The 22,813-nt window shown below is 35.8% G+C and carries 22 protein-coding genes; 13 read left to right on the top strand and 9 right to left on the bottom strand.

The features are described 5' to 3' along the window. Window positions 1–50: 50 nt before the first annotated feature. From recG to pmbA, 5 genes are all read right to left on the bottom strand, one after another. Entirely contained in the window at window positions 51–2,144 is a 2,094-nt protein-coding gene (recG, locus tag A9G47_RS04495) for an ATP-dependent DNA helicase RecG (RefSeq protein ID WP_065642280.1), read from the bottom strand. Between the two features lie 5 nt (window positions 2,145–2,149). Then, the gene (gene spoT / locus A9G47_RS04490) at window positions 2,150–4,258 is read right to left on the bottom strand and encodes a bifunctional GTP diphosphokinase/guanosine-3',5'-bis pyrophosphate 3'-pyrophosphohydrolase (protein ID WP_065567935.1); all 2,109 of its coding nucleotides are present in this window, start codon (window positions 4,256–4,258) and stop codon (window positions 2,150–2,152) included. 18 nt (window positions 4,259–4,276) lie between these two features. Further along, complete coding sequence (rpoZ, locus tag A9G47_RS04485) at window positions 4,277–4,567, bottom strand: DNA-directed RNA polymerase subunit omega (protein WP_065567934.1); 291 nt, start codon at window positions 4,565–4,567, stop codon at window positions 4,277–4,279. Between the two features lie 150 nt (window positions 4,568–4,717). Next, window positions 4,718–6,460, bottom strand: coding sequence for a SulP family inorganic anion transporter (locus tag A9G47_RS04480; RefSeq protein WP_141673681.1), 1,743 nt, complete (start codon window positions 6,458–6,460; stop codon window positions 4,718–4,720). An 8-nt stretch (window positions 6,461–6,468) separates the two neighbouring features. Next, window positions 6,469–7,821, bottom strand: a complete 1,353-nt coding sequence (gene pmbA / locus A9G47_RS04475) for a metalloprotease PmbA (protein WP_065642279.1) — start codon at window positions 7,819–7,821, stop codon at window positions 6,469–6,471. Between the two features lie 76 nt (window positions 7,822–7,897). Here pmbA and yjgA point away from each other — a divergent pair, with 76 nt between their 5' ends. From yjgA to cspE, 3 genes are all read left to right on the top strand, one after another. Next, window positions 7,898–8,434 (top strand): ribosome biogenesis factor YjgA, encoded by a 537-nt coding sequence (gene yjgA, locus A9G47_RS04470; RefSeq protein ID WP_065642278.1) that lies wholly within the window; start codon window positions 7,898–7,900, stop codon window positions 8,432–8,434. Window positions 8,435–8,498: 64 nt separating this feature from the next. After that, entirely contained in the window at window positions 8,499–9,029 is a 531-nt protein-coding gene (gene ppa, locus A9G47_RS04465) for an inorganic diphosphatase (RefSeq protein ID WP_065567931.1), read from the top strand. A gap of 389 nt (window positions 9,030–9,418) precedes the next feature. After that, window positions 9,419–9,628 (top strand): transcription antiterminator/RNA stability regulator CspE, encoded by a 210-nt coding sequence (cspE, locus tag A9G47_RS04460; protein ID WP_025315032.1) that lies wholly within the window; start codon window positions 9,419–9,421, stop codon window positions 9,626–9,628. Between the two features lie 145 nt (window positions 9,629–9,773). Here the strand turns inward: cspE and gapA are convergent, their stop codons facing one another. The 3 genes from gapA to A9G47_RS04450 all read right to left on the bottom strand — a co-directional run bounded on the left by gapA (window position 9,774) and on the right by A9G47_RS04450 (window position 12,051). Further along, window positions 9,774–10,769 (bottom strand): glyceraldehyde-3-phosphate dehydrogenase, encoded by a 996-nt coding sequence (gapA, locus tag A9G47_RS04455; RefSeq protein ID WP_065567930.1) that lies wholly within the window; start codon window positions 10,767–10,769, stop codon window positions 9,774–9,776. A gap of 726 nt (window positions 10,770–11,495) precedes the next feature. Next, on the bottom strand, window positions 11,496–11,627 hold the full coding sequence (locus tag A9G47_RS14605; RefSeq protein WP_255309202.1) for a hypothetical protein: 132 nt from the start codon (window positions 11,625–11,627) through the stop codon (window positions 11,496–11,498). Window positions 11,628–11,682: 55 nt separating this feature from the next. After that, on the bottom strand, window positions 11,683–12,051 hold the full coding sequence (locus A9G47_RS04450) for a hypothetical protein (protein WP_065642277.1): 369 nt from the start codon (window positions 12,049–12,051) through the stop codon (window positions 11,683–11,685). Between the two features lie 153 nt (window positions 12,052–12,204). Between A9G47_RS04450 and A9G47_RS04445 the strand changes: the two genes are divergently transcribed. From A9G47_RS04445 to A9G47_RS04400, 10 genes are all read left to right on the top strand, one after another. After that, on the top strand, window positions 12,205–13,290 hold the full coding sequence (locus tag A9G47_RS04445) for an ankyrin repeat domain-containing protein (protein WP_065642276.1): 1,086 nt from the start codon (window positions 12,205–12,207) through the stop codon (window positions 13,288–13,290). A 367-nt stretch (window positions 13,291–13,657) separates the two neighbouring features. Then, window positions 13,658–14,005: a ribosome silencing factor gene (gene rsfS, locus A9G47_RS04440; RefSeq protein WP_065567927.1), complete on the top strand. Its 348-nt coding sequence runs from the start codon at window positions 13,658–13,660 to the stop codon at window positions 14,003–14,005. A gap of 4 nt (window positions 14,006–14,009) precedes the next feature. Next, window positions 14,010–14,480, top strand: coding sequence for a 23S rRNA (pseudouridine(1915)-N(3))-methyltransferase RlmH (gene rlmH, locus A9G47_RS04435; protein ID WP_065567926.1), 471 nt, complete (start codon window positions 14,010–14,012; stop codon window positions 14,478–14,480). Window positions 14,481–14,503: 23 nt separating this feature from the next. Further along, entirely contained in the window at window positions 14,504–14,971 is a 468-nt protein-coding gene (gene ybeY, locus A9G47_RS04430) for an rRNA maturation RNase YbeY (protein ID WP_065642275.1), read from the top strand. 100 nt (window positions 14,972–15,071) lie between these two features. Then, on the top strand, window positions 15,072–15,944 hold the full coding sequence (gene corC, locus A9G47_RS04425; RefSeq protein WP_065642274.1) for a CNNM family magnesium/cobalt transport protein CorC: 873 nt from the start codon (window positions 15,072–15,074) through the stop codon (window positions 15,942–15,944). Next, entirely contained in the window at window positions 15,937–17,478 is a 1,542-nt protein-coding gene (lnt, locus tag A9G47_RS04420) for an apolipoprotein N-acyltransferase (RefSeq protein WP_065580125.1), read from the top strand. The genes corC and lnt overlap by 8 nt, the downstream gene beginning before the upstream one ends. 228 nt (window positions 17,479–17,706) lie before the next feature. Then, window positions 17,707–18,615, top strand: a complete 909-nt coding sequence (locus A9G47_RS04415) for a glutamate/aspartate ABC transporter substrate-binding protein (RefSeq protein WP_065580124.1) — start codon at window positions 17,707–17,709, stop codon at window positions 18,613–18,615. 90 nt (window positions 18,616–18,705) lie between these two features. Further along, a complete protein-coding gene (locus A9G47_RS04410) occupies window positions 18,706–19,446 on the top strand; it encodes an amino acid ABC transporter permease (RefSeq protein WP_065567921.1) in 741 nt (246 codons plus the stop codon). Then, a complete protein-coding gene (gltK, locus tag A9G47_RS04405; protein WP_065567920.1) occupies window positions 19,443–20,123 on the top strand; it encodes a glutamate/aspartate ABC transporter permease GltK in 681 nt (226 codons plus the stop codon). The genes A9G47_RS04410 and gltK overlap by 4 nt, the downstream gene beginning before the upstream one ends. After that, complete coding sequence (locus A9G47_RS04400; protein WP_065567919.1) at window positions 20,120–20,845, top strand: amino acid ABC transporter ATP-binding protein; 726 nt, start codon at window positions 20,120–20,122, stop codon at window positions 20,843–20,845. The genes gltK and A9G47_RS04400 overlap by 4 nt, the downstream gene beginning before the upstream one ends. Before the next feature lie 107 nt (window positions 20,846–20,952). Here A9G47_RS04400 and recD read toward each other — a convergent pair whose 3' ends face one another. Next, on the bottom strand, window positions 20,953–22,803 hold the full coding sequence (gene recD / locus A9G47_RS04395) for an exodeoxyribonuclease V subunit alpha (RefSeq protein WP_065587757.1): 1,851 nt from the start codon (window positions 22,801–22,803) through the stop codon (window positions 20,953–20,955). Window positions 22,804–22,813 lie beyond the last annotated feature (10 nt).

Here is a 22,813-nt window from a genome sequence, read left to right as displayed (position 1 = left end):
TCAAACAACACTTTCTACCGTCCACACATCAATCTCTTTACCCCAATTAATTAAACATTAATGTATCTTTCACGATCTGGCAGCCAGCAATCAATTAGTTGAGTGGCACTTTGTGGGTAGTTCTTTTGAATGTCGTAAGAGGCTTGTTGCACTTGGCTAATCAAATGTTGATCACGAACCAAATCAACAACCTTAAAATTAGCGATACCCATTTGCCGGGTACCTAAGATTTCGCCACTACCACGAAGTTCAAGATCTTTTTGTGCAATAACAAAACCATCATTACTTTCACGCATCACCTTCATGCGTGCTTGAGCAACTTTACTTAGGGGGGCTTGATACATCAATACACAATGCGATACGGCTGATCCTCGCCCAACTCGTCCACGTAATTGATGCAATTGAGCTAAACCCAATCGTTCAGCATTTTCAATGATCATTAAGCTCGCATTAGGCACATCAACACCAACCTCAATAACTGTTGTTGCAACAAGTAATTGGATGTTCCCAGCTTTAAAATCTTGCATGACTGATTGTTTTAAATCCGATTTCATTTTGCCATGCACTAACGCAATACTTAAATGGGGTAAACGGGCTTGTAATTCGGTAACCAGCATTTCGGCCGCTTGCGCATCAAGTGTTTCGGACTCTTCAACTAAAGTACACACCCAATAAACTTGGCGATTTGCTAAACAAGCTTGGTTTACCCGTTCAATAATTTCATCTCGACGAGTATTCGGTATTACTACCGTAGTAATTGGTGTTCGCCCTGGTGGTAATTCATCAATGACTGAAACATCTAAATCAGCATAAACGGTCATTGCTAGTGTTCGAGGAATAGGTGTTGCGGTCATAATTAATTGATGAGGGAAGAAATTATCTTTAATACCTTTTTCCCACAAGCTTAGACGTTGGTTTACACCAAAGCGATGCTGTTCATCAATAATGACTAATCCTAACGAGTTAAACTCTACTTTATCAACAAACACCGCATGAGTACCAATTAATAACGTGCTGTCACCATTTTGAATACGTTCATAACACTGTCGTTTATGTTTAGCCGTTAATCGCCCCGACAACAGATCAACACTAATCCCCAACGGTGCAAACCAAGTACTAAAATTGTTATAATGTTGCTCTGCTAATATTTCTGTCGGCGCCATTAATACTACCTGACAACCATTTTCAATAGCATTTAATGCAGCTAATGCAGCAACTAATGTTTTGCCTGAACCAACATCCCCCTGAATTAATCGCATCATAGGTACTGGTTTTGCCATGTCTTGATAAATCTCTTGCACAACACGTTGCTGAGCACAAGTGGGTGTAAAAGGCAATGATGATAAAAACGGTTTAATCAAACATTGATTTGGAGAAAACAGATGTGCTTGCTGTTTTTGATTATGCTTTTTTAGCATCAACATACTTAAATGATAAGCAATCAATTCTTCAAAAATAAATCGTTTAATAGCAGGGTGTTCGCCCGACATTAATTGTTCAATATGAGTATCAATAGGCGGGTTATGTACAATATTTAAAGAATCCAATACTGGCAAAAAGTGGCATGCTAGCTTTGCTGGTAAAATTTCATTAGGTGGATTATTTTTTAACAACAAAAGTGCTGCCATGATTGACCGTCGAATCAATGCTTGAGATAGTCCATAGGTCGTTGAATAAATAGGTGTATATTTTTCTTGAGTATCATCTAACCTGACTGATGACTCGTTTCCATTGGCTTTAAATTTAAATTGTGGATGGATAATTTCAATATAATTTTTGCCACGTTTTATCTCGCCATACGCACTCACCCATTTTCCTTTAATCAACGAAGCTTTCATGCTGGGTGTAAAATGCATGAATCTTAATACGGCAATGCCTGAATCATCTTGAATATAGCAAATTAACATTTGTCGACGCTTAAAGGCAACTTCACTTTTGATTATAGCGCCTTCAATTGTAGTGAACTCACCAATAACCGCATCACCAATGGAACAAGACGACGTACGATCTTCGTAACGTAAAGGAAAATGCAATAACAGATCTTTGACGGTATAAATACCTAATGTATTAAATTTTTTTTCTAAACTTGCACCAATCCCCGTTAATTTTATCAACGGCAAATGATCAAAAAATCGCTTTATCATAATGACTAATTTATATTTCGTGTCACGCTCACTACATCGGGCTGTAGCGATATTTTCCGCATTAATTCATTAAGTTGCTGAGTGTTTTTCACTTCTATTTGCAAAATGATGGTATAAATTTGTCTGTCTTTTTCTTCGGTATTTAACCACTGCAAGTGGGTATTTTCACCATTAATAATTGAAAGGAGATTCGCTAAAGCGCCTTGAACATTTAAAATATCAACCCAAATTTCAACAACAAAGCGTTGAGAAATATCTGGCGCCCATTTAAGCGGAATATATTTTTCTGGATTATTTTGATAGTCTGAAATATTTCGGCAAGATTCGTGATGCACTATCAGCCCCTTTTCTGGGCTGACATGTCCCACGATAGGATCGTTTGGAATAGGATGGCAACATTTAGAAAACGTAACCAAAACGCCTTCACTACCCGTGATAACTAGTGTTTTATTGGGTTCTGTTTTATTTTGTAATAGCGATTTATGTTCTAATCCTTTAGCTATAAAATGGCTCATAATATTGCCTAGCCCAATTTCGGACAAAACATCATCAAAAGTTGGCAATTTAGCTAACTCAGCTGCACGAGCTTTTTGGCTTGATGATAACTCACTAATACCGCCAGATTTAACTAACGAAAGATCGAGCAAACGCCGTCCCAATTTAATTGCATCTTCACGTTTAAGTGTTCTAAGCGCATGACGAATTCGAGACTTCGCTTTAGCACTAACTACAAAGCTTAACCAATTAGCATTAGGTCGCCCTTCTGATGAAGTAATAATTTCAACGGTTTGACCACTACTTAATGGTTGCGATAAAGGATAAGGTTTACGATCAACAATTGCACCAATGCACTGATAACCAATATCAGAATGGACTGCATAGGCAAGATCAACTGCTGTTGCACCTTCAGGTAGCTGAACAATACGCCCTTTAGGGGTAAAAACGTAAATTTCTTTAGGAAACAGATCAGACTTTACATTTTCGATAAATTCGAAAGAGTTACCCACACTTTGTTGTAATTCTAATAAACTTTGCATCCAACGCTGAGCTTTAATTTGCGTGGTAGTATTGTTCATTTCATCGGTTTCGTTATATGCCCAATGCGCAGCAACACCCATTTCAGCCATTTGATCCATATCTTCAGTGCGGATTTGTACTTCAACAGGTGTTCCATGAGGTCCAATTAATGATGAATGTAACGACTGATAACCATTCGCTTTGGGGATCGCAATATAGTCTTTAAAACGATTAAGTCGTGGCTTATAAAGATTATGCACTAACCCAAGAGCGCGATAACAAGCATCAACGTCCTTTACTACAATTCTAAACGTATAAATATCCATAATGGAATGAAATTGCTGCTCACGCAATTTCATCTTTTGATAAATCGCATAAATATTTTTTTCGATACCAGTAACTTCCGCGTCAATATGAGCATCTAATAACCGGTTACGTATTTCAGACAAAATTTGTTGTATAAGCTCTTTTCGTGTATTTCGCGCCGTTTTAATTACTTTTTCAATCACTTGGGCACGATTTGGATGCATTGCAGTAAAGCTCAAAATCTCAAGCTCTGTTTTAATATGATTAATGCCCAAACGATGAGCTAAAGGGGCATAAATTTCTAAAGTCTCTTTGGCAATGCGACGGCGTTTTTCTGGTCTTAAAGCACCAAGTGTACGCATGTTATGGGTGCGATCAGCAAGCTTAATTAAAATAACGCGCACATCTTCGGTCATGGCAAGCACCATTTTCCGAAAATTTTCAGCTTGAGCCTCTTGTCTATTACGAAATTTTAATTTGTCTAATTTCGACACGCCCTCAACTAAAATGGCAACATGTTGACCAAATTTGATTGTAATATCTTGAAATGTGACGGGGGTGTCTTCGATGGTGTCGTGTAAAAGTGCGGCAATAATTGTTTCATAATCAAGCCGCATCTCGGCTAAATTTGTTGCAACTGCAACCGGGTGGATGATGTAAGGCTCACCACTACATCGGAATTGCCCTTCATGTGCATTTTTAGCAAAAAGATAAGCATCTTGTATCAATTCTACTTTTTTAGCAGGAAGATAAGATGCTACAACCTCTTTTAAGCTATCAAAATATTGCATAAGCAATTCCTGTAAAGCTTATTCGTATGATGGTGTGTTTTCGAGAAGAATCGACTCATGAAGTGTTGCACGTGCTTCTGCTTCTTCATCTTGACGCGCTTGGAAATCAGCAATATCAAGAATTTGTTTATTAACAAGCCCTTCTTCAATTTCGCGTAAAGCAACAACCGTTTCTTTGTCGTTTTCTTCTGGAACAAGCGGTGATTTATTTTCAACTTGTAATTGACGAGCGCGTCTTGCTGCTACAATAACGAGATCAAAGCGATTACCAATTTTTTCTACTGCATCTTGAACAGTTACACGTGCCATTTTTACCTCTAAATTGTTTACTAAAATGCTTCATTTGAAAGATCTGATATTCTACTTAAATTTGTAGTGATTTGTCTATATTAATATTGTTTTATACATTGAAATAAAGGGATCTTAGATAATAAAAAATTGCTAGGTTCTTATCATTGATTACGATAACTTTTCATATTCATCATCAATTTTATTATCCATATGCTCTTTACTTTGCACTAATCTCACAGCAAAATAAAGATCATAAGCAAAATCAATATGATCGTTATCAAGCTTAATATTCATTTGTTTAAACCAATTTTTGAGTGTTTTACGCCGACCGGATAAGATTAACATGGTGTTTCTTACTTTTAAGGATCTTACTAATTCATCAATTCCTGACAACACACTCACGTCTTTATAAGTAAAACAAGGAATTGCATCAACAATCACATAGTTTATTGGCTCTTTTGCTTCATCAATATAACTAATAATTCTCCGTTTAAAATAGGCAATATTAAAATAAGTTAGTGGAGAGTTAAATCGATAAATCAGAGTATTATTGATTGGTTTAACACCTTGGCTTATTGAATGAATTCGACCACTTGCATCAACACCTAACAATTGATCTTTCGGCCTAAAGACACGGCGCAAAAATAAAAATATCCCAAGTAACACCGACAGGGCCATACCGGGAATAATACCTATCACAAGAACTGAAATCAGTGTTGTTAAACTTAAATAAAACGCATCTCGATCAAATTTAAAAAAGCGGATGATTGTTTGAAAATTAATTAACGAAATGGATGAATAAATCAAAATTATGCCTAATACACAAGTGGGAATATATTGTAAAGGCGAAAGAAAAAACAACACGACAATACCAATTAATATAGCAGCAATAATTGAAACTAACTGAGTTTTACCACCATTGGCATCATTAACAGCAGTTCTTGATGAGGTGCCACTAACAACAAAACCTTGTGATAACCCCGCTACAATATTAGCCATACCTAGCGCTTTAAATTCGATATCAGCGTTGGTTTCATAGTTATTTTTGGATGCGAAACTGCGCACGGTTATCATCATACTGACAAAACAAATGATAGCAATATTCAGTGAGGGAACAACTAAATCACGCATCAACCCTTTATCAAAATCAAGCCATGATTTGGCAGGGATAAACTCTCCACTCACATTACCAATAATACGGATATTAAAATACTCAAAATTAAATAACCATGAAAAAAATGTCATCACAATGACGGCTAATAATGGCGCTGGATATAACGGTTTTAATCGCTTTAAAGCAATTAATATAAACAAAGTAAAAAATGAAACCAGTGCCGTGGCTATATGGATTTGCGATATTTTAAAAGGTAAATAAACAATTCGCTCAATCAGATAAGAATAATCATAACTAAAACCAAGTGTTTTTGCTAACTGATCAACCATAATGGTGATTGAAATGCCATTAAGCAAACCAATTAAAATAGGCTGGCTAAGCAAGTCAGCCAAAGCGCCAAGATGTAGCTTTCCTGCGATAATACACCAAATACCAATCATTATTGTTAATATCATGACTAATTGCCAACGTAATATGGGATCATTAGCTGCTAACGGCAACACAACAGCCGCAACGACAGCACATGTTGCCGTATCAGGTCCGACAATCAGTTGTTTCGAAGATCCAAAAAGCGCATAGACAATTAAAGGCAAAATGGTCGAATATAGTCCTGCTATCGCACCAACACCTGTCAATTCAGCATAAGCAATTGACACTGGTAACGAAACTGCCGCAACCGATAACCCCGCCTTAATGTCAAAATTAAGATATTCTCGCTTATACTGTAATAGGCTACTTAATCCTGGCATCCACAAAGCTAATTTTTGAAAAAAAGCATTGTTAAAAAAACGACCCATACTAATCCTTATTTTCCAGCTATGCTCATATCATCAATCAAAATCGAACCACATTGAATATTAGTTCTCGTTTCGACATCATTACCTATTGCCACAATGTTTTTATACATATCTTTAAGATTGCCGGCAATCGTAATTTCGCTAACAGGATATTGGATTTGCCCATTTTCAACCCAAAATCCAGTGGCTCCGCGTGAATAATCGCCAGTTACACTATTAACACCTTGTCCCATTAACGAAGTAACGACAACGCCTTTATCCAGTTTTTTAAGCATATCATCAAAGCTAGCATGAGTTTGGCTAGGCGAGATAAGCCAATTATGAATCCCACCAGCATGACCTGTTGATGTTAAACCCAATTTACGCGCTGAATAATTACTTAATAAATAAGTTTGCAACACGCCTTGCTCAACAATATTACGCTTAACTGTTTTTGTACCCTCACTATCAAAAGGCGAAGAGCCAATACCTTTTAAAATATAAGGATCTTCATAAATAGTCAGCCATTTAGGAAAAATAGCCTGCCCAACAGAGTCTAATAAAAATGAGGATTTACGATAGATTGCGCCACCACTGATGGCACTGACTAAATGCCTAATAAGCCCAACAGCAACTTCAGCACTAAACAGTACTGGAGCTTGCATGGTTGCGATTTGCTTAGCACCTAAATGCGATATTGCTCTGTCAGCTGCTTGCGTACCCACCCAACTTGCTGATTTTAATTCACTGAAATCACGTGATGAGGTATAAGCATAATTGCTTTCCATCTGTCCTGCTTGTTCGGCAATAACTGAACATGAAAGCGAATGTGAACTTGCACAATAACCTTGTAGCATTCCTAAACTATTACCATAAACATAAACACCATATCGGCTACTAAAATAACCACCATCAGTGCTAATTAGTTTTGAATGATTGAGCGCGGTTAATTCAGCTTGCTTTGCCTGTTCAATGGCATTATCGACATTTAAATCACTTGGATAAAATAAATCCAAATCAGGAGGATTAAATGCCATTTGGCTTACATCGCCCAAACCAGAACAAGGATCGGGCGATGTATATTGCATAATATTAATCGCCATATCCACCGTTTGCAAAATCGCCGAAGGGGATAAATCATTGGTTGATGCACTGCCTTTACGTTGGTTTTGATAAACAGTAATGGATAAAGCTCCATCACTATTAAATTCAACATTTTCGGTATCCCCCATTCGGGTGCTAACACTAATACCCGTTGATTGATTAATCGATACTTCAACGGCATCCACTCGTGACTTTGCTTGCTTAATAGCATTAGCGACAATAGCTGATAAATTTTCTTTCTGGTTTATCGCTTCTTTTTTAATTTGTTCAATACTCATTTATTATTTTCTACAATTCTGCTAGTGATACGTTATAATAAGCTAGAATTGAATATTAGTTAACAAAAGAAATAACATGAATCATAATCAAGAGACAAATTTAGAACCCAACTTTGCTATTGACACCCAAGACGATGAAATCATTTACGTTAGTAAAAGCGAAATCAAACGTGATGCGGAAGCGCTAAAAAAATTAGGTGTTGAGCTTGTTAATTTAAGCAAAAACGAACTGGAAAAAATTCCTCTCGATGAAGATCTTATTTATGCTATTGAACTTGCTCAGAAAATAAAAAAAGAAGGGTATCGCAGACAAATCCAATACATTGGCAAGCTACTACGTAGCCGAGATATTGATCCCATTAGCCAAGCCCTTGATAAGCTCAAAAATCGTCACAATCAACAAATTTCTTTATTTCATAAACTCGAAAAACTACGAGATGACCTGATTGCGACAGGCGATGCGGAAACTATCATGAGCATATATCCAACAGCCAATCGCCAGCAACTACGCACCTTAGCGCGTTTAGCCAAAAAAGAGCAAGAAGCCAATAAACCTACCAAAACGGCAAGGCAAATTTTTCAATATTTAAAAGAATTGAGCGATACAGAATAATCTTTATAATGTGCGCTTACTGTTATTAACAAACACTATACTAACTTAGATAGAGGATACAAAAATGGGACTTTTAAATGTACCTGCTGGTAAAGAATTACCTGATGATATTTACGTTGTGATTGAAATTCCGGCTAATGCTGATCCAATAAAATATGAAGTCGATAAAGATACTGGTGCTGTATTTGTTGACCGTTTTATGGCAACAGCGATGTTTTACCCATGCAACTATGGTTATATCAATAATACATTATCATTAGATGGTGATCCTGTTGATGTCTTAGTCCCAACACCATATCCATTACAACCAGGCTCAGTGATTCGTTGTCGACCTGTTGGTGTATTAAAAATGACAGACGAAGCAGGCCAAGATGCAAAACTTGTTGCTGTACCTCATACTAAACTGTCAAAAGAATATGATCACATTAAAGATGTTGATGATTTACCTGAACTACTTAAATCACAAATCAAACACTTTTTTGAGCAATACAAAGCGTTAGAAAAAGGTAAATGGGTAAAAGTTGACGGTTGGGACAATGCCGATGCCGCTCGTAAAGAAATACTTGAGTCATTTGAACGAGCAAAAAACAAATAAAATTGAATAACAAAAAAGTCACTGTTAATCCAAAGCCATAAAATAATATTTTATGGCTTTTTATTTTATAATACGCCAACTTTTGAAGTAATTTCAGCGCTTGAATCATGCAATAATTTGTCTTTTATCAATTTCTAAGTAATTATCTAAAAATTTAAGAAAAAACCATGTTCTAAGAAAAAAAATTATTATTAACATCTTGCTTTTGATTATAATTTATGCGGTAATAGCACTGGGTAAACAACAACGTTGAAATTATGAAATCAATTAACTTTAATAATGTAATTTTGATAGCTTTATCATGGTTTTGAGTTACATAATTAATACAGTGTTAAAGCCCATACGAGCCTAAAAGGCTAATTATTAATTATTGTTAGGATGTCTAGTAAATGAATAAAAAAACAGGCCAAGTAAAATGGTTTAACGAAAGTAAGGGTTTTGGTTTTATAACTCCTGCGGATGGAAGCAAAGATGTATTCGTTCATTTTTCTGCTATTTCAGGTGATGGCTTTAAAACCTTAGCTGAAGGGCAACAAGTTGAATTTGCGATCCAAGATAGCCCTCGTGGACCAGCAGCAGCTGAAGTTGTTGTTATTTAGTTTATCTAACTAATTTATTTCCATACTAGCAAAACGCTCACCTTAAAAGGTGGGCGTTTTTTATGCCAAATAAATCTAAAATTACTCAAAATTTAGCATAAAAAAAGCGACCCAAAAGTCGCTTTTTAACCAAGTTAAATGCTAATTATTTAGAAACAACAGCAATTAAATCTAATACTTTGTTTGAATAACCAACTTCATTATCATACCAAGATACTAATTTAACGAAGTTATCGCTTAATTGGATACCTGCTTTAGCATCAAATACAGATGTACAAACTTCACCTAAGAAATCGGTAGACACAACGTCATCTTCAGTATAGCCAAGCACGCCTTTCATTGGGCCTTCAGCAGCCGCTTTGATTGCTTTACAGATATCTTCGTATTTAGCTGGTTTTTCTAAACGAGCAGTTAAGTCAACAACAGAAACGTCTGGTGTTGGAACGCGGAAAGCCATACCTGTTAATTTACCGTTTAACTCAGGAATAACTTTACCTACCGCTTTAGCCGCACCAGTTGATGAAGGGATGATGTTTTGAGCCGCACCACGACCACCACGCCAATCTTTATGAGATGGACCATCAACTGTTTTTTGAGTTGCAGTTGTTGCATGAACGGTTGTCATTAATGCTTCAACAATACCAAAGTTATCATTAATAACTTTAGCTAAAGGCGCTAAACAGTTAGTCGTACATGACGCATTAGAAACGATATCTTGACCAGCATATTCTTTATCATTAACACCAATAACGAACATTGGCGTGTTGTCTTTTGAAGGACCAGTTAAAACAACTTTCTTGGCACCAGCTTGGATATGTTTGCGAGCAGTTTCGTCAGTTAAGAATAAACCAGTTGCTTCAGCAACAACATCAACACCCACTTCGTCCCATTTTAAGTTTGCAGGATCACGTTCTGCAGTAACACGGATTGTTTTACCGTTAACCACTAATTTACCGTCTTTAACTTCAACAGTACCATCAAAACGACCATGAGTTGAATCATATTTAAGCATGTAAGCCATATATTCAACATCTAATAAGTCATTGATAGCAACGATTTCGATGTCTGAACGTTTTTGAGCAGCGCGGAAAACAATACGACCGATACGGCCGAAACCATTAATACCTACTTTAATAGTCATAACAATTACCTTCTTTTTAGTGTTTTTAATGTTAAAAATCTTTCCTGTAAACTATCAAATTTTAAAGACTTATTCAAGAAGATTCCTAATAATTAAACACGATTTGATTAAATAGATTAAAGCACACGCAAACTTTATTGAATTAATACAAATAAAATCATTATGTTATTAAATAATTTTGAATAAAATTATAAACACGAAAGAGCGTGAAAAATGGGGCATTTTTGCACTTAAAAACAAGTCAGAAAACCCATTGATTTTATTGAAGTTTTTATTTTTTGTTTTTTATAAAAATCACCGATTTTTACCCAACAAACCTAACGCCATACTTACTCAGCCCCAGAATATGCCACCAACAGGTAAGGTGCTATTTGTCGTAATTCAACCTTTTTCGGCCTTTTATCCATTTAAGATCTCTGCATAAAAAGAGGTGCCTTCATAAGAAAAAATGATTTTATTTTTATTGTTATTAAAAGAATGCTTGTTTCATCATTAGGGTAGAAAAAGTCTTTCTAGAATCTTATAAAAATATTCGCTGGAACAATGGCGCTTGCTTGTTTGCCGAAAAAATTAATGCGGTATCGGTGAGTTTGTTGTTAAAAAATAACGAGTTTTTTGGGGGCATTAAAGTCTAAATTCGTTTTTTCTATAACAGAACAAAAGGATGGGGCATTGGGGTTAAGTGGTTAAATGGAAATGTTACGTTCCAAAAGTGATTGAATTCTTCTAAGCTGATTCTCCTAAATGAAGGTAAGTAATTTTTCTCTTTTCATCAAGCGATAGCAAGCAATCTTTAGCGTTAAATCGCCATGCGATTGGGTATTTTTGTTCATCAATAATTAATTGTTTCTTGCCCATAAAAATATGCCTATTATCGTTTTGTTTTTGTTTGTTTTGTTAGGCGTTGGGCTATTTATACTGGAAATTCTTTGTTTTTATAAGCCGACCATAAGTGCGTAATTGCCCAGTTATTATATTCTTGAGCAAGAAAACTTTTCGCTATTAGTTCTATATCGTCAGATATTTGAGACGCAATTTCAAAATGATTAATTAGTTGAAAAGACAGTTTGAATGCTTTTTCTCTTAATATATTAATAAGTTCGATTTCGTCCTTTTTAAAACTTTTTTTGTTTAAGGTATTAAAGCTATTCATCCATTGATTATCAAACTCAGGTTCATCTCTTAGATCTAATGCTTGGTCTGCATTTAATGCTTTTAAAAAATCAAAGTTGATTGGATCCGATAAATAATGGTTAATTTCATTAAGTTTGTTATTATTCATTTGGGAAAATTCCTTAAAAAATCTGGCACTATAATGTGTTCTAAAAGTACAGTAAAAAATAGAATGTTTTGTTTAATTTACTGTTTTAATTTAGCTAAATTCAGAAAATATATATAATAATAAGTATTTTTACAATATGAAACAGGATTATAAATGTACAACATAAAACACATTGGCAACTTTGAAACAATGCCTGAACCAGCTGTTGCCATATATGAAACAAATATCGAAAAAATGCAAAGTTTATATGATGCCAACTGGGATATAAATGAAAAAATCCACCTTGGTGAATATACAGATATAACACCTTTGGAGCTTGCTGTTGTCACAAATAATTTTACTGTTTTTAAGTGGTTATTAGAAAATAAAGTGTCTTTGGATATCGGTGGTTTTACCATTATCGAAAAGGCAGCACAATATAGCGATGGTAAAATTATAGATCTTTTGCTAAAAAATAATGCGCTTGATTTTCTTCCCCTAAAAAAATATTCGGAAATATTAATCCGCATTCATTACGGGAAAAATTATGAAAATATAGCGCTATTTGAGCAATACGGAGTAACGGTAAAACAATATGGCGGTGCTGCGCTTAGGTCCAGCGCATCAGATGGAAACATAGAAGAAACAAAAATGTGGATAGAAATGGGAGCCGATGTTAATTATCATCAACCCGATATGGTTTTCCCTTATTTTCCAACACCGTTGATAGAAGCGGTCAGACACGATCACACCGAACTTGCCGAATATCTTATAAAATGTGGAGCCGATATTACCATTACTGATAAATATGGTGATCGCCCATATTCTCTTGCTGCAACGAATAAAAATACAAATTTGATGCAATTGCTAAAATCATTAGAGCCAATTGAATGGCATAATGAGCAAGAAAAACTAAAGCGCCTAAAAAGCTATAAAATGCCTGCGGATATGTTGACATATCTTAAAACATCGCCAGGTAAAATTCATTTTTCAGGAAAAGATTGTTATTCAAAATACATGACTTTTTATCATTTTATCGATTTGCTAGAGATGAAATGGAAAAGGAAAAAACTAATTTCTTTGATAGAAGAAGTTGACGGTTATGAGCTATACATTGTTTGGTCTCCAGCAGAAAAGGCAATTTGCTATATCGATCCTGAGCATCAAATATTTGCTAAAATTTGTTCTTGGAAAGAATTTATTAAGCACCCAGAAAAACATATCAATAATATAATAGATGGGGTATATGATGATATGTAAAGCAATGATCAGATGTTCAAATTTTTTCATAAGAATTTGCGTCGCCATTGTCGCTAATTTTCCCCAGACAAAATAGTACCTCAAACTGTTGGGGGCAGATGCTAGCACCAAGCAAGGCATAGCATGAGTCTTTTGGGGTAAAAAAGGAATTATTTTTTATAAAATAAAAAACTAATAAAATCAATTGTTTTCCTGAATAATTTTTTAGCGTAAGAATGTCTGCTTTTGTAGAGAAGACAATAGTGTTTTTATGTGTAGACTAGGTTGCGAACTTTTTACTGAAATGCATAGATTATCTGAAACTGTTTGACAAACTATTTCTCGCCAAATTTTATCATCACCGTTATTTTTAATAATATATGTTATAATGACGCTTTATTTTTTAATAAGAGAGATTATTTTGCAACAGTCGTTACAAGATTTTATTATTGATAAAATTGATGATTTAAAAGGTAAAGATATTGTTACCCTTGATGTCCGTGGTAAATCAAGCATTACTGATTATATGATTATTTGTACGGGGACGTCTAACCGTCATGTTTCGTCTATCGCCAACCATTTGCTTGATGAAGCAAAAAAACAAGGCCATTTGGTATTAGGCAGTGAAGGAAAAAGTGATGCAGATTGGGTTGTAGTTGATATGGATTCAGTGATTGTACATATCATGCAAGAAGAAAGCCGCCAGCTTTACGAACTTGAGAAACTTTGGAGTTAATTACGTGAAAATACAGCTTATTGCTGTTGGCAATAAAATGCCAAACTGGGTTACCACTGCTTTTGGTGATTATCAGTCACGATTCCCTAAAGATATGCCTTTAGAACTTATTGAAATCCCCGCTGGCAAACGCACCAAAAATGCAGATATTGTCCGAATTTTAGATAAAGAAGGCGAGGCAATGCTAGGTGCTTGCGGTAAAAGCAATCGTATTGTAACGCTTGATATTCCAGGTAAGCCTTATACCACGCACCATTTAGCCGATCAGTTAGAACGCTGGAAAGTCGATGGGCGTGATGTGAGTTTATTAATTGGTGGGCCAGAAGGCTTGTCCCCAGCTTGCAAAGCAGCGGCAGAACAGAGTTGGTCACTGTCGCCCTTGACACTTCCCCACCCTTTAGTGCGTGTTATTGTGGCTGAAAGCCTCTACCGAGCTTGGAGCTTAACCGCTAATCATCCTTATCACCGTGAATAATAACGTAAGGTCAACAAAATAAGATGAGCGCCATTATTTTAGATTTACAAATTGCTACAAAAGAGCAACAGAATTTACCCAGCGAAGCACAAATTTTGCAATGGTTAGACGTTATTTTACCTCAGTTTATGGATAACGCCGAGCTGACTATCCGTATTGTTGATGAACAAGAAAGCCAGCAGTTAAATTATACTTATCGCCATAAAGATAAACCAACTAATGTTTTATCTTTTCCGTTTGAATCTCCCGTTGAGATTGAGGTTCCTTTATTGGGCGACCTCATTATTTGTAAGCAAGTTGTGGAAACTGAAGCTGTACAACAACATAAATCACTAACCTCACACTGGGCGCATATGATTGTGCATGGTTGTTTACATTTGCTGGGTTATGATCATATTCTTGACGAAGAAGCCGAAGAAATGGAAAATATCGAAATTAATATCATGCAGCAGTTAGGATTTAAAGATCCTTATCAGCCTATTGACGAATAAAAGCACACAATTAACCGTTTAACTCAATAGCAATTGAATGAGTTAAACACAAATATAAAATAAGCAACATTAATAACAAAGTAAGAAAGGAAAAGAGCAAATGAGTGATGATAATCACCGGAGACCTAAAAAAGGGTTTGCATTATGGTTAAGTCAGTTGTTTAATTCGGAACCCAAAGATAAAGAAGAACTGATTGAAGTGATTCGTGAAGCGGAAGAAAACGAACTTATCGATCCCGATACGCTCGATATGATTGAAGGTGTTATGGATATAGCCGAACAGCGCATTCGTGATATTATGATACCCCGTTCACAAATTATCACAATTAAAGACAATTATACCCTCGATGAATGTTTAGATATTATTTCTGAACATGGGCACTCCCGTTATCCTGTTATTAGTGAAGATAGAGATCACATAGAAGGCATTTTATTAGCTAAAGATCTTTTGATTTTTATTCGCCAAGGTGTTGATAATTTTGATCTCAAAAAAATTCTTAGACCAACCGTTGTTGTTCCGGAAAGCAAACGCGTTGATCATATGTTAAAAGAATTTCGGATGCAACGCTATCATATGGCGATGGCAATAGATGAGTTTGGCGGTGTTTCTGGCCTTGTGACAATTGAAGATATTTTAGAGCTTATCGTAGGCGATATTGAAGATGAATATGATGAGGTTGAAGATCGTGATATTCGCCGTTTAACGGCCTCAGTCTACACAGTGCGAGCACTAACTCCCGTTGAAGATTTTAATGATATTTTTGCAACTCATTTTAGTGATGAAGAAATGGACACCATTGGAGGGCTGGTCATGCAACATTTTGGTCGATTACCTTTACGTGGTGAAAGCATTACCATTGATGGTTATCAATTTAAAGTCGCCATTGCAGACAGACGACGAATCATTCAATTACATGTCACCATTCCTGATGGTGCAACCGTGCCCAATTTAGAGTTACCTGAAAATGCTTAAACAGATATTATTAAGTATATTTCTTGGTGCAATAGCCGTTTTTAGTTATGCACCTTTTCATATTTGGCCGTTAGCTTTTGTCTCGTTTGCGGGTTTTTTATGGCTTATTGCTGATAAATCTAAAAAACAAGCCATGCTATTGGGATTAACTTGGGGTATCGGCTATTTTACATCTGGCGTGCATTGGGTTTATATCAGCATAAAACAATATGGAGAATTACCTCTACCCGTTGCCATTATTATTTTAGGCTTTTTAATCCTGTATTTATCGCTTTATCCTATGCTTTTTGCTTTTCTATTAAGAATGGTAAATCGTTTTGCTGGACAATTTTCATTTAAGCAACTAGTACTTGCAGCACCAATGCTTTGGCAAATAACTGAGTTTTTACGTGGTTATATATTGACTGGATTTGCTTGGTTACAGCTCGGTTATAGTCAACTTGATAGCCCACTGCGAGCCTATTTCCCTATAGGGGGAATAGATTGTGTTACTTTATTGCTTACTATTTTGTGTGGGTTATTTATTTATAGTATTAAGTCAATAACCATCAGAACATCCCGAAAGCACGCAATTGGTTCGATTATTGCACTGTTTACGCTCTTTATTGCACCAATTTCATTCAGCAATATTAATTGGACTACTGTAGACAAAACGCGCTCGGCTCATTTTGCGTTAATTCAAGGAAATATTTCGCAGTCAATCCGCTGGACAAAAGAACAGCTCAATAACACGTTACAAACCTATACTAAACTTACCTTAGACAATCTAAATAAAAATGAAATTATCATCTGGTCAGAAGCCAGTATCACCGATTACGAAATCAATCAGCAAACTTTTTTGCAATATTTAGATAACCAAGCTAGAGCTCATGATGCTGAAATTGCCGTGGGCATTCTTGATTATCGTTTTGGTGAAGAAGGATATCAATCCAATGGAGATATCTATAATACCCTGTTAGTGCTTGGTGAAAAAGAACCTTATCAATACCCAACAACCAATCGTTATAGAAAACATCATTTGGTGCCTTTTGGTGAGTTTACACCGCTAGAGTCAATACTTGAACCGATTGCTGCCATTCTCGATATTCCAATGTCATCAATGAAGCCTGGCGAAACAATACAACCTCAATTACACATAAAAGGCTTTAAATTTACACCAGCTATTTGTTATGAAGTGATTTTATCGAATTTAATCCATCAAAACTTTGCCTCTGATACCGATTTTTTACTTACTGTTTCAAATGATGCTTGGTTTGGCGATAGCATTGGTCCTAAACAACATTTACAGATGGCACAAGCTAGGGCGCTGGAATTTGGCAGACCTTTAATTCGCAGTACCAATACGGGAATTACTGCAATTATTGATGAGCATGGTAATATCGTTAAACAATTACCACAATTTGAAACAGGTGTTTTATCAGCATCTGTATCGCCCACAATAGGTTTAACACCTTATGCAAAATGGGGCACTCTACCCTATTTTGTCATTATGATATTAATGTTTATCTCACTTTTTATAAAACGACGTTCATAATTTACAATACTGGCATAATTATTGCTTATTATATAATTGGATTTAAATAAGTATTGGTGTAATTCGTAGCCATAATATTATGCGAATTATTGATTGCACCTAGTTTCAATGATAAACAAATAAACAGTAAAAAGTACTTTTATGATAAAAAATAAGTTATAATATACCCCCTTTGTAAAAATATTAAAATTATTTAATATGATACAAACTAAACAGTAGGAGATGAGTATGAACAGAAAGACAAAATTAACCAAACTAGTGTTATCATTTGCAATGTTAGGTCTAGTGAATAGTGCCGCATTTGCCGATGAATTAACTGGTACACTAGCTAAAGTAAAAGAAAATGGTGTGATTGTCGTAGGACATAGAGAATCATCAGTCCCGTTCTCATATTATGGTGATAACCAAACAGTTGTTGGTTATTCTCAAGATTACTCAGATCTTATTATTAATGCAGTAAAAAAAGAGTTAAACATGCCTAACTTGCAAGTTAAATACTTACCGCTGACTTCTCAAAACCGTATTCCACTGTTACAAAACGGTTCTTACGATTTTGAATGTGGTTCAACAACCAATAATCTTTCTCGTCAACAACAAGTTGATTTTTCAAATACGATCTTTATTGTTGGCACTCGCTTTTTAGTTAAAACTAGTAGCAAGATTAAAGATATTGACGATCTGAAAGGTAAAAATGTGGTCGTAACTTCAGGTACAACATCCGAAGTTATGCTCAACAAAATCAATACTGAAAAAGGGTTAAATATTCGTATTATTGCGACCAAAGATCATGGCGATGCATTTCGCACACTTGAAAGTGGACGAGCAGCAGCATTTCTTATTGATGATGCATTATTAGCTGGTGAGCGCTCGAAAGCAAAAAAACCTGAACAATGGGAAATTGTAGGTACACCATTATCTTATGAAGCCTATGGTTGTATGTTGCGTAAACAAGACCCACAATTTAAAGCTTTAGTCGATAAAACTATTTCAGAAGCGCAAACATCAGGTGTCGCCGAAAAGTCATACAACCGCTGGTTTAAACAACCTATTCCACCAAAAGGGTTAAATATGAACTTTGATATGTCTCCTGAGATGAAAGAGCTTTTCGCTCATCCTAATGATAAAGCATTAGATTAATACGCAGATATTTTCCCATAAGGACGTAGGCAACTGCGTCCATCATCTTATTTAGTACTATTTACAATTTTTTTACATGTTGGAGTATTTATGACAACAAGTTGGAATTGGGGAATTTTTCTTCAACCAGCACCATTTGGGGATACAACGTATCTAGGCTGGTTGTGGTTAGGTTTCCAAATGACCATATTGCTAGTTATTACATCAGGAACGGTTGCCTTTTTGGTTGGTTCGCTATTTGGTGTGCTGAGAACATTACCTAACCGCTTTTTATCTGGCTTAGGTACATGTTATGTTGAGGTTTTTAGGAATATCCCGTTAATCATTCACTTATTCTTTTGGATTGAAGTTGTACCAGCACTGGTACCAGAATCTATCCGTGACTGGTTATATAGTCTTGACCCTATGATATTTACTTTATTAATGTCAACCATAGGATTAGGATTATTCACAGGTGCACGTATTTGTGAACAAGTGAGAGCTGCTATTCAATCAATCCCTGCTGGTCAGAAAAGCGCAGGAATTGCATTAGGATTAACTCTGAAACAAACCTATTTATATATTTTATTGCCAAACGCTTATCGACGTGTGTTACCACCGTTAACATCTGAAATATTAAATATGGTTAAAAACTCGGCTGTTGCCTCAACTGTTGGTTATGTCGAATTAACCAAACAAGCAAACCAATTGCTTGAACATGCAGGCCAACCTTATGAATCATTCATTGCTATTACATTTGGATATGTAATTATCAATGTCGCTATCATGTTTGCCATGCAATATATTGAGAAAAAAGTGCGACTTCCTGGCGTATTAGGAGGTAAATCATGATCGATTTAGAATGGGGTCAAATCCTGCCTAATTTACCTTATATCATGCGTGGTATGCTATTAACCTTAGAGATAACCATTACCGCTGTAATTTTTGGTATCGTTTGGGGAACGCTACTTGCCATTATGCGACTTTCATCAATTAAAGTACTACATTGGTTTGCTTCATGCTATGTAAATATATTCCGTTCAATTCCATTAATGATGGTTTTGCTCTGGTTTTATTTGCTAGTGCCTCAACTATTAGAAAAGATTTTAAATCTTCCACCCACAACAGATATACGTTTTGTGTCGGCATTAATCGCTTTTGCTTTGTTTGAAGCGGCTTACTATTCGGAAATTATTCGAGCTGGTATTCAAAGTGTATCTAAAGGTCAAATCAGTGCATCACTAGCACTCGGTATGACTAAAGGTCAGGCATTACGAATGGTGGTTTTACCACAAGCATTTCGTATTATGACACCATTATTATTAACACAAGGTATTATCTTATTCCAAGATACGACGCTTATTTACACCTTAAATTTAGCTGATTTCTTCTATCGTGCGGTTAATATTGTGGGTAATAGAGATGGTTTAATCGTTGAGATGGTATTATTTACAGGAGCAATTTATTTTGTTATTTGCTTCACCGTTTCACGTCTAGTTAATTATTTTAAGAAAAGGATTACTCGATGATCTCCTTAGAAAATATATCAAAATGGTATGGACAATTTCAGGTATTAAAAAACTGCACAACAAGAGTCGGTAAAGGCGAGGTTGTGGTTGTTTGTGGTCCTTCGGGTTCAGGAAAATCAACCCTAATAAAAACCGTAAACGCCTTAGAGCCTATTCAACAGGGTAAAATTATTATTAATGGGACAGAAATAACTAGCAAATCAACCAATTTAGCCAAATTACGTTCTAAAGTAGGCATGGTGTTTCAACATTTTGAGTTATTCCCACACTTAACTATTTTAAAAAATCTAACACTTGCACAAATTAAAGTGTTAGGTCGAACAGACGAAGAAGCTCAAGAAAAAGCACTTAACCTTCTAGAACGTGTTGGGTTACTGGCTCATGCCAATAAATACCCTGCTCAGCTTTCTGGTGGTCAACAGCAACGCGTGGCTATTGCTCGCGCGTTATGTATGGATCCGATTGTGATGCTGTTTGACGAACCAACCTCAGCACTAGATCCCGAAATGGTAAACGAAGTATTAGATGTTATGGTTGAGCTCGCTTATGAAGGTATGACCATGATGGTCGTTACTCATGAAATGGGCTTTGCCCGTAAAGTGGCGCACCGAGTTATCTTTATGGATGCCGGCGAAATTATTGAAGATACCTCAAAAGAACAGTTCTTTACTAATCCACAATCAGATCGTGCTAAAGACTTTTTAGCTAAAATTATCCATTAATTCAATTATTACAGGGCTTATTGCCCTGTTTTATTACTCCACCCGAAACTTTTACCAACAAACCCGATAAATAACAATTCATTTAACAGTGCTTAAAATACTCAAACTTATGAGTTATTTTGTAATAAATCCACTAAACCACTATGCCTTTGTGTCTGTGATTTAATCGCTTGTATTAAAATTGATTCAACTGCATAAATTGCAACGGTTTTTTTAGCACGGGTAATTGCGGTATAAAGCAAAGAACGATTGAGCAACGGCGAATAATCAATTGGCAGAATCACATTAACATAATCAAACTCTGATCCTTGCGATTTATGGATGGTCATGGCATAAGCAGTCTCATGTTCAGGTAATCGAAATGGTGAAAACCCTTTAATTGAACCATCTGCGAAAGGAAAATACACTCGTAACTTTGAGCTATCATTTTCTGCCATTAATGTAATGCCAATATCGCCATTATACAGCCCTAATGAAGCACTATTACGTAAAATCATAATTGGTCTGCCAACATACCATGTTTCTTTATTTTTTAAATGAATCAATTTATTTTTAGCTAATAATAACTCAATTTGTTTGTTTAAACCTTCTACACCAAAATGACCTTCTCTTACGGCACAAAGTAAACGATATTCGGCGAATTTAGCTAAAACTGCCGCAATATCGTGCGTTCCGCTTTGCTTAATCATATTTAAATAATGTTGATAATGATTAATACTATCTTGTAAAACATCATGATAAGCTTGCTGAGATGAAAGTGCGTGATATTGGATATCACTTAACGACTCATCAAATAGTAATTTCTTAACAACCGTTGAACGTCCCTCTTTTACTGCATTAGCCAATAACCCAATACCAGATGATTCATTGAAGCGATAACTCTTTTGTAATAAGCAAATACTGTCAGTGATTGCAACTGTTTGCTTGCAAGCCGGTACAATATAGCCAGTTAATTGGCTAAGTTCTTTGGCTCGTGGCTCACTATAACCATGTGTAATAAAAGTACAAAGGTCACCAAATACGGCTCCTGCTTCAACTGATGATAGTTGATCTTTATCGCCTAATAAAATTAAACGAGCAGCATTTGGTAGTGCCTCAATAACCCTTGCCATCATATTTAAGTCCACCATTGACGCTTCATCAATCACTAATACATCGACATGCAATCGGTTGTTCTTATCATGCTTGAATGAACGATTATCTGCTTTTGCACCTAATAAGCGGTGTAAAGTGATCGCTTCAGCTTTTATATTTAGTGCTGTCACAGAGAGTTGTTCTATTGCTCGGCTCAATGATTCGGTTAGCCTTGATGCGGCTTTACCCGTTGGCGCTGCGGTAATCAAGCGAGCTTTTGGGTTGGTTTGCATAATTGCGGCTAAAATTTTGGCAACAGTGGTTGTTTTGCCAGTACCAGGTCCCCCCGAAATAATAGCAACTTTACGTGTTAATGCCAAAGCGACGGCTACTTTTTGCCAATCAATTTCAGATTCATTGTAGACAAAAAGCTGATTAAGTATCGCGCTTAAATCAGCATCACCGCTTAACTCTTTATCCAGCGTTGTGTGATTAAAATATTGAGCGACATTTTTTTCATCCAACCACATACGTTGAAAATAGAGTTTATTTTCAATAAAGATAAGCGGAGATAAACTTGCTCCATCGCTCACAACCTGATGATTACCTGCTTGTTCTAGTGTGAGTTTCCAATCATGCTCGCTCGGTGATCCTAAATCTAACCAAAGTTGCGGCTCAATAGTAGATTGAGTTAAGTAAGTAAGATCCAGACAAACATGACCAGATCTTACCTCTTTACTTAACGATAGCACCAAAAAACTAAAACGTTTAGCCGTAATATCATCATTTAGCTTCGCTTTATTGGTTAGAAAATATGCCAAATGAATATCCAGCAAACTAATTTGGCTGTCTTGTTTAAATTGGCTGAGCCACTGATTTAACATATTTTACGTC

It is taken from the genome of Gilliamella sp. WF3-4 (genome assembly GCF_001690275.1).
Taxonomy (GTDB): Bacteria; Pseudomonadota; Gammaproteobacteria; order Enterobacterales; family Orbaceae; genus Gilliamella; species Gilliamella apicola_C.
The sequence above is the reverse complement of the archived record's forward strand: the minus strand, read 5'-3'. Positions and strand labels throughout refer to the sequence as shown.

What these genes read in the sequence shown, in the direction of transcription:
- spoT (WP_065567935.1), bottom strand. Translation starts at nt 4,258, where the DNA reads ATGCAATATTTTGATAGCTTAAAAGAGGTTGTAGCATCTTATCTTCCT.
- corC (WP_065642274.1), top strand. Translation starts at nt 15,072, where the DNA reads ATGAGTGATGATAATCACCGGAGACCTAAAAAAGGGTTTGCATTATGG.
- A9G47_RS04480 (WP_141673681.1), bottom strand. Translation starts at nt 6,460, where the DNA reads ATGGGTCGTTTTTTTAACAATGCTTTTTTTCAAAAATTAGCTTTGTGG.
- rpoZ (WP_065567934.1), bottom strand. Translation starts at nt 4,567, where the DNA reads ATGGCACGTGTAACTGTTCAAGATGCAGTAGAAAAAATTGGTAATCGC.
- ppa (WP_065567931.1), top strand. Translation starts at nt 8,499, where the DNA reads ATGGGACTTTTAAATGTACCTGCTGGTAAAGAATTACCTGATGATATT.
- lnt (WP_065580125.1), top strand. Translation starts at nt 15,937, where the DNA reads ATGCTTAAACAGATATTATTAAGTATATTTCTTGGTGCAATAGCCGTT.
- A9G47_RS14605 (WP_255309202.1), bottom strand. Translation starts at nt 11,627, where the DNA reads ATGGGCAAGAAACAATTAATTATTGATGAACAAAAATACCCAATCGCA.
- rsfS (WP_065567927.1), top strand. Translation starts at nt 13,658, where the DNA reads ATGACGCTTTATTTTTTAATAAGAGAGATTATTTTGCAACAGTCGTTA.
- ybeY (WP_065642275.1), top strand. Translation starts at nt 14,504, where the DNA reads ATGAGCGCCATTATTTTAGATTTACAAATTGCTACAAAAGAGCAACAG.
- gapA (WP_065567930.1), bottom strand. Translation starts at nt 10,769, where the DNA reads ATGACTATTAAAGTAGGTATTAATGGTTTCGGCCGTATCGGTCGTATT.
- A9G47_RS04400 (WP_065567919.1), top strand. Translation starts at nt 20,120, where the DNA reads ATGATCTCCTTAGAAAATATATCAAAATGGTATGGACAATTTCAGGTA.
- A9G47_RS04415 (WP_065580124.1), top strand. Translation starts at nt 17,707, where the DNA reads ATGAACAGAAAGACAAAATTAACCAAACTAGTGTTATCATTTGCAATG.
- pmbA (WP_065642279.1), bottom strand. Translation starts at nt 7,821, where the DNA reads ATGAGTATTGAACAAATTAAAAAAGAAGCGATAAACCAGAAAGAAAAT.
- yjgA (WP_065642278.1), top strand. Translation starts at nt 7,898, where the DNA reads ATGAATCATAATCAAGAGACAAATTTAGAACCCAACTTTGCTATTGAC.
- recG (WP_065642280.1), bottom strand. Translation starts at nt 2,144, where the DNA reads ATGATAAAGCGATTTTTTGATCATTTGCCGTTGATAAAATTAACGGGG.
- A9G47_RS04445 (WP_065642276.1), top strand. Translation starts at nt 12,205, where the DNA reads ATGTACAACATAAAACACATTGGCAACTTTGAAACAATGCCTGAACCA.
- gltK (WP_065567920.1), top strand. Translation starts at nt 19,443, where the DNA reads ATGATCGATTTAGAATGGGGTCAAATCCTGCCTAATTTACCTTATATC.
- A9G47_RS04450 (WP_065642277.1), bottom strand. Translation starts at nt 12,051, where the DNA reads ATGAATAATAACAAACTTAATGAAATTAACCATTATTTATCGGATCCA.
- cspE (WP_025315032.1), top strand. Translation starts at nt 9,419, where the DNA reads ATGAATAAAAAAACAGGCCAAGTAAAATGGTTTAACGAAAGTAAGGGT.
- A9G47_RS04410 (WP_065567921.1), top strand. Translation starts at nt 18,706, where the DNA reads ATGACAACAAGTTGGAATTGGGGAATTTTTCTTCAACCAGCACCATTT.
- recD (WP_065587757.1), bottom strand. Translation starts at nt 22,803, where the DNA reads ATGTTAAATCAGTGGCTCAGCCAATTTAAACAAGACAGCCAAATTAGT.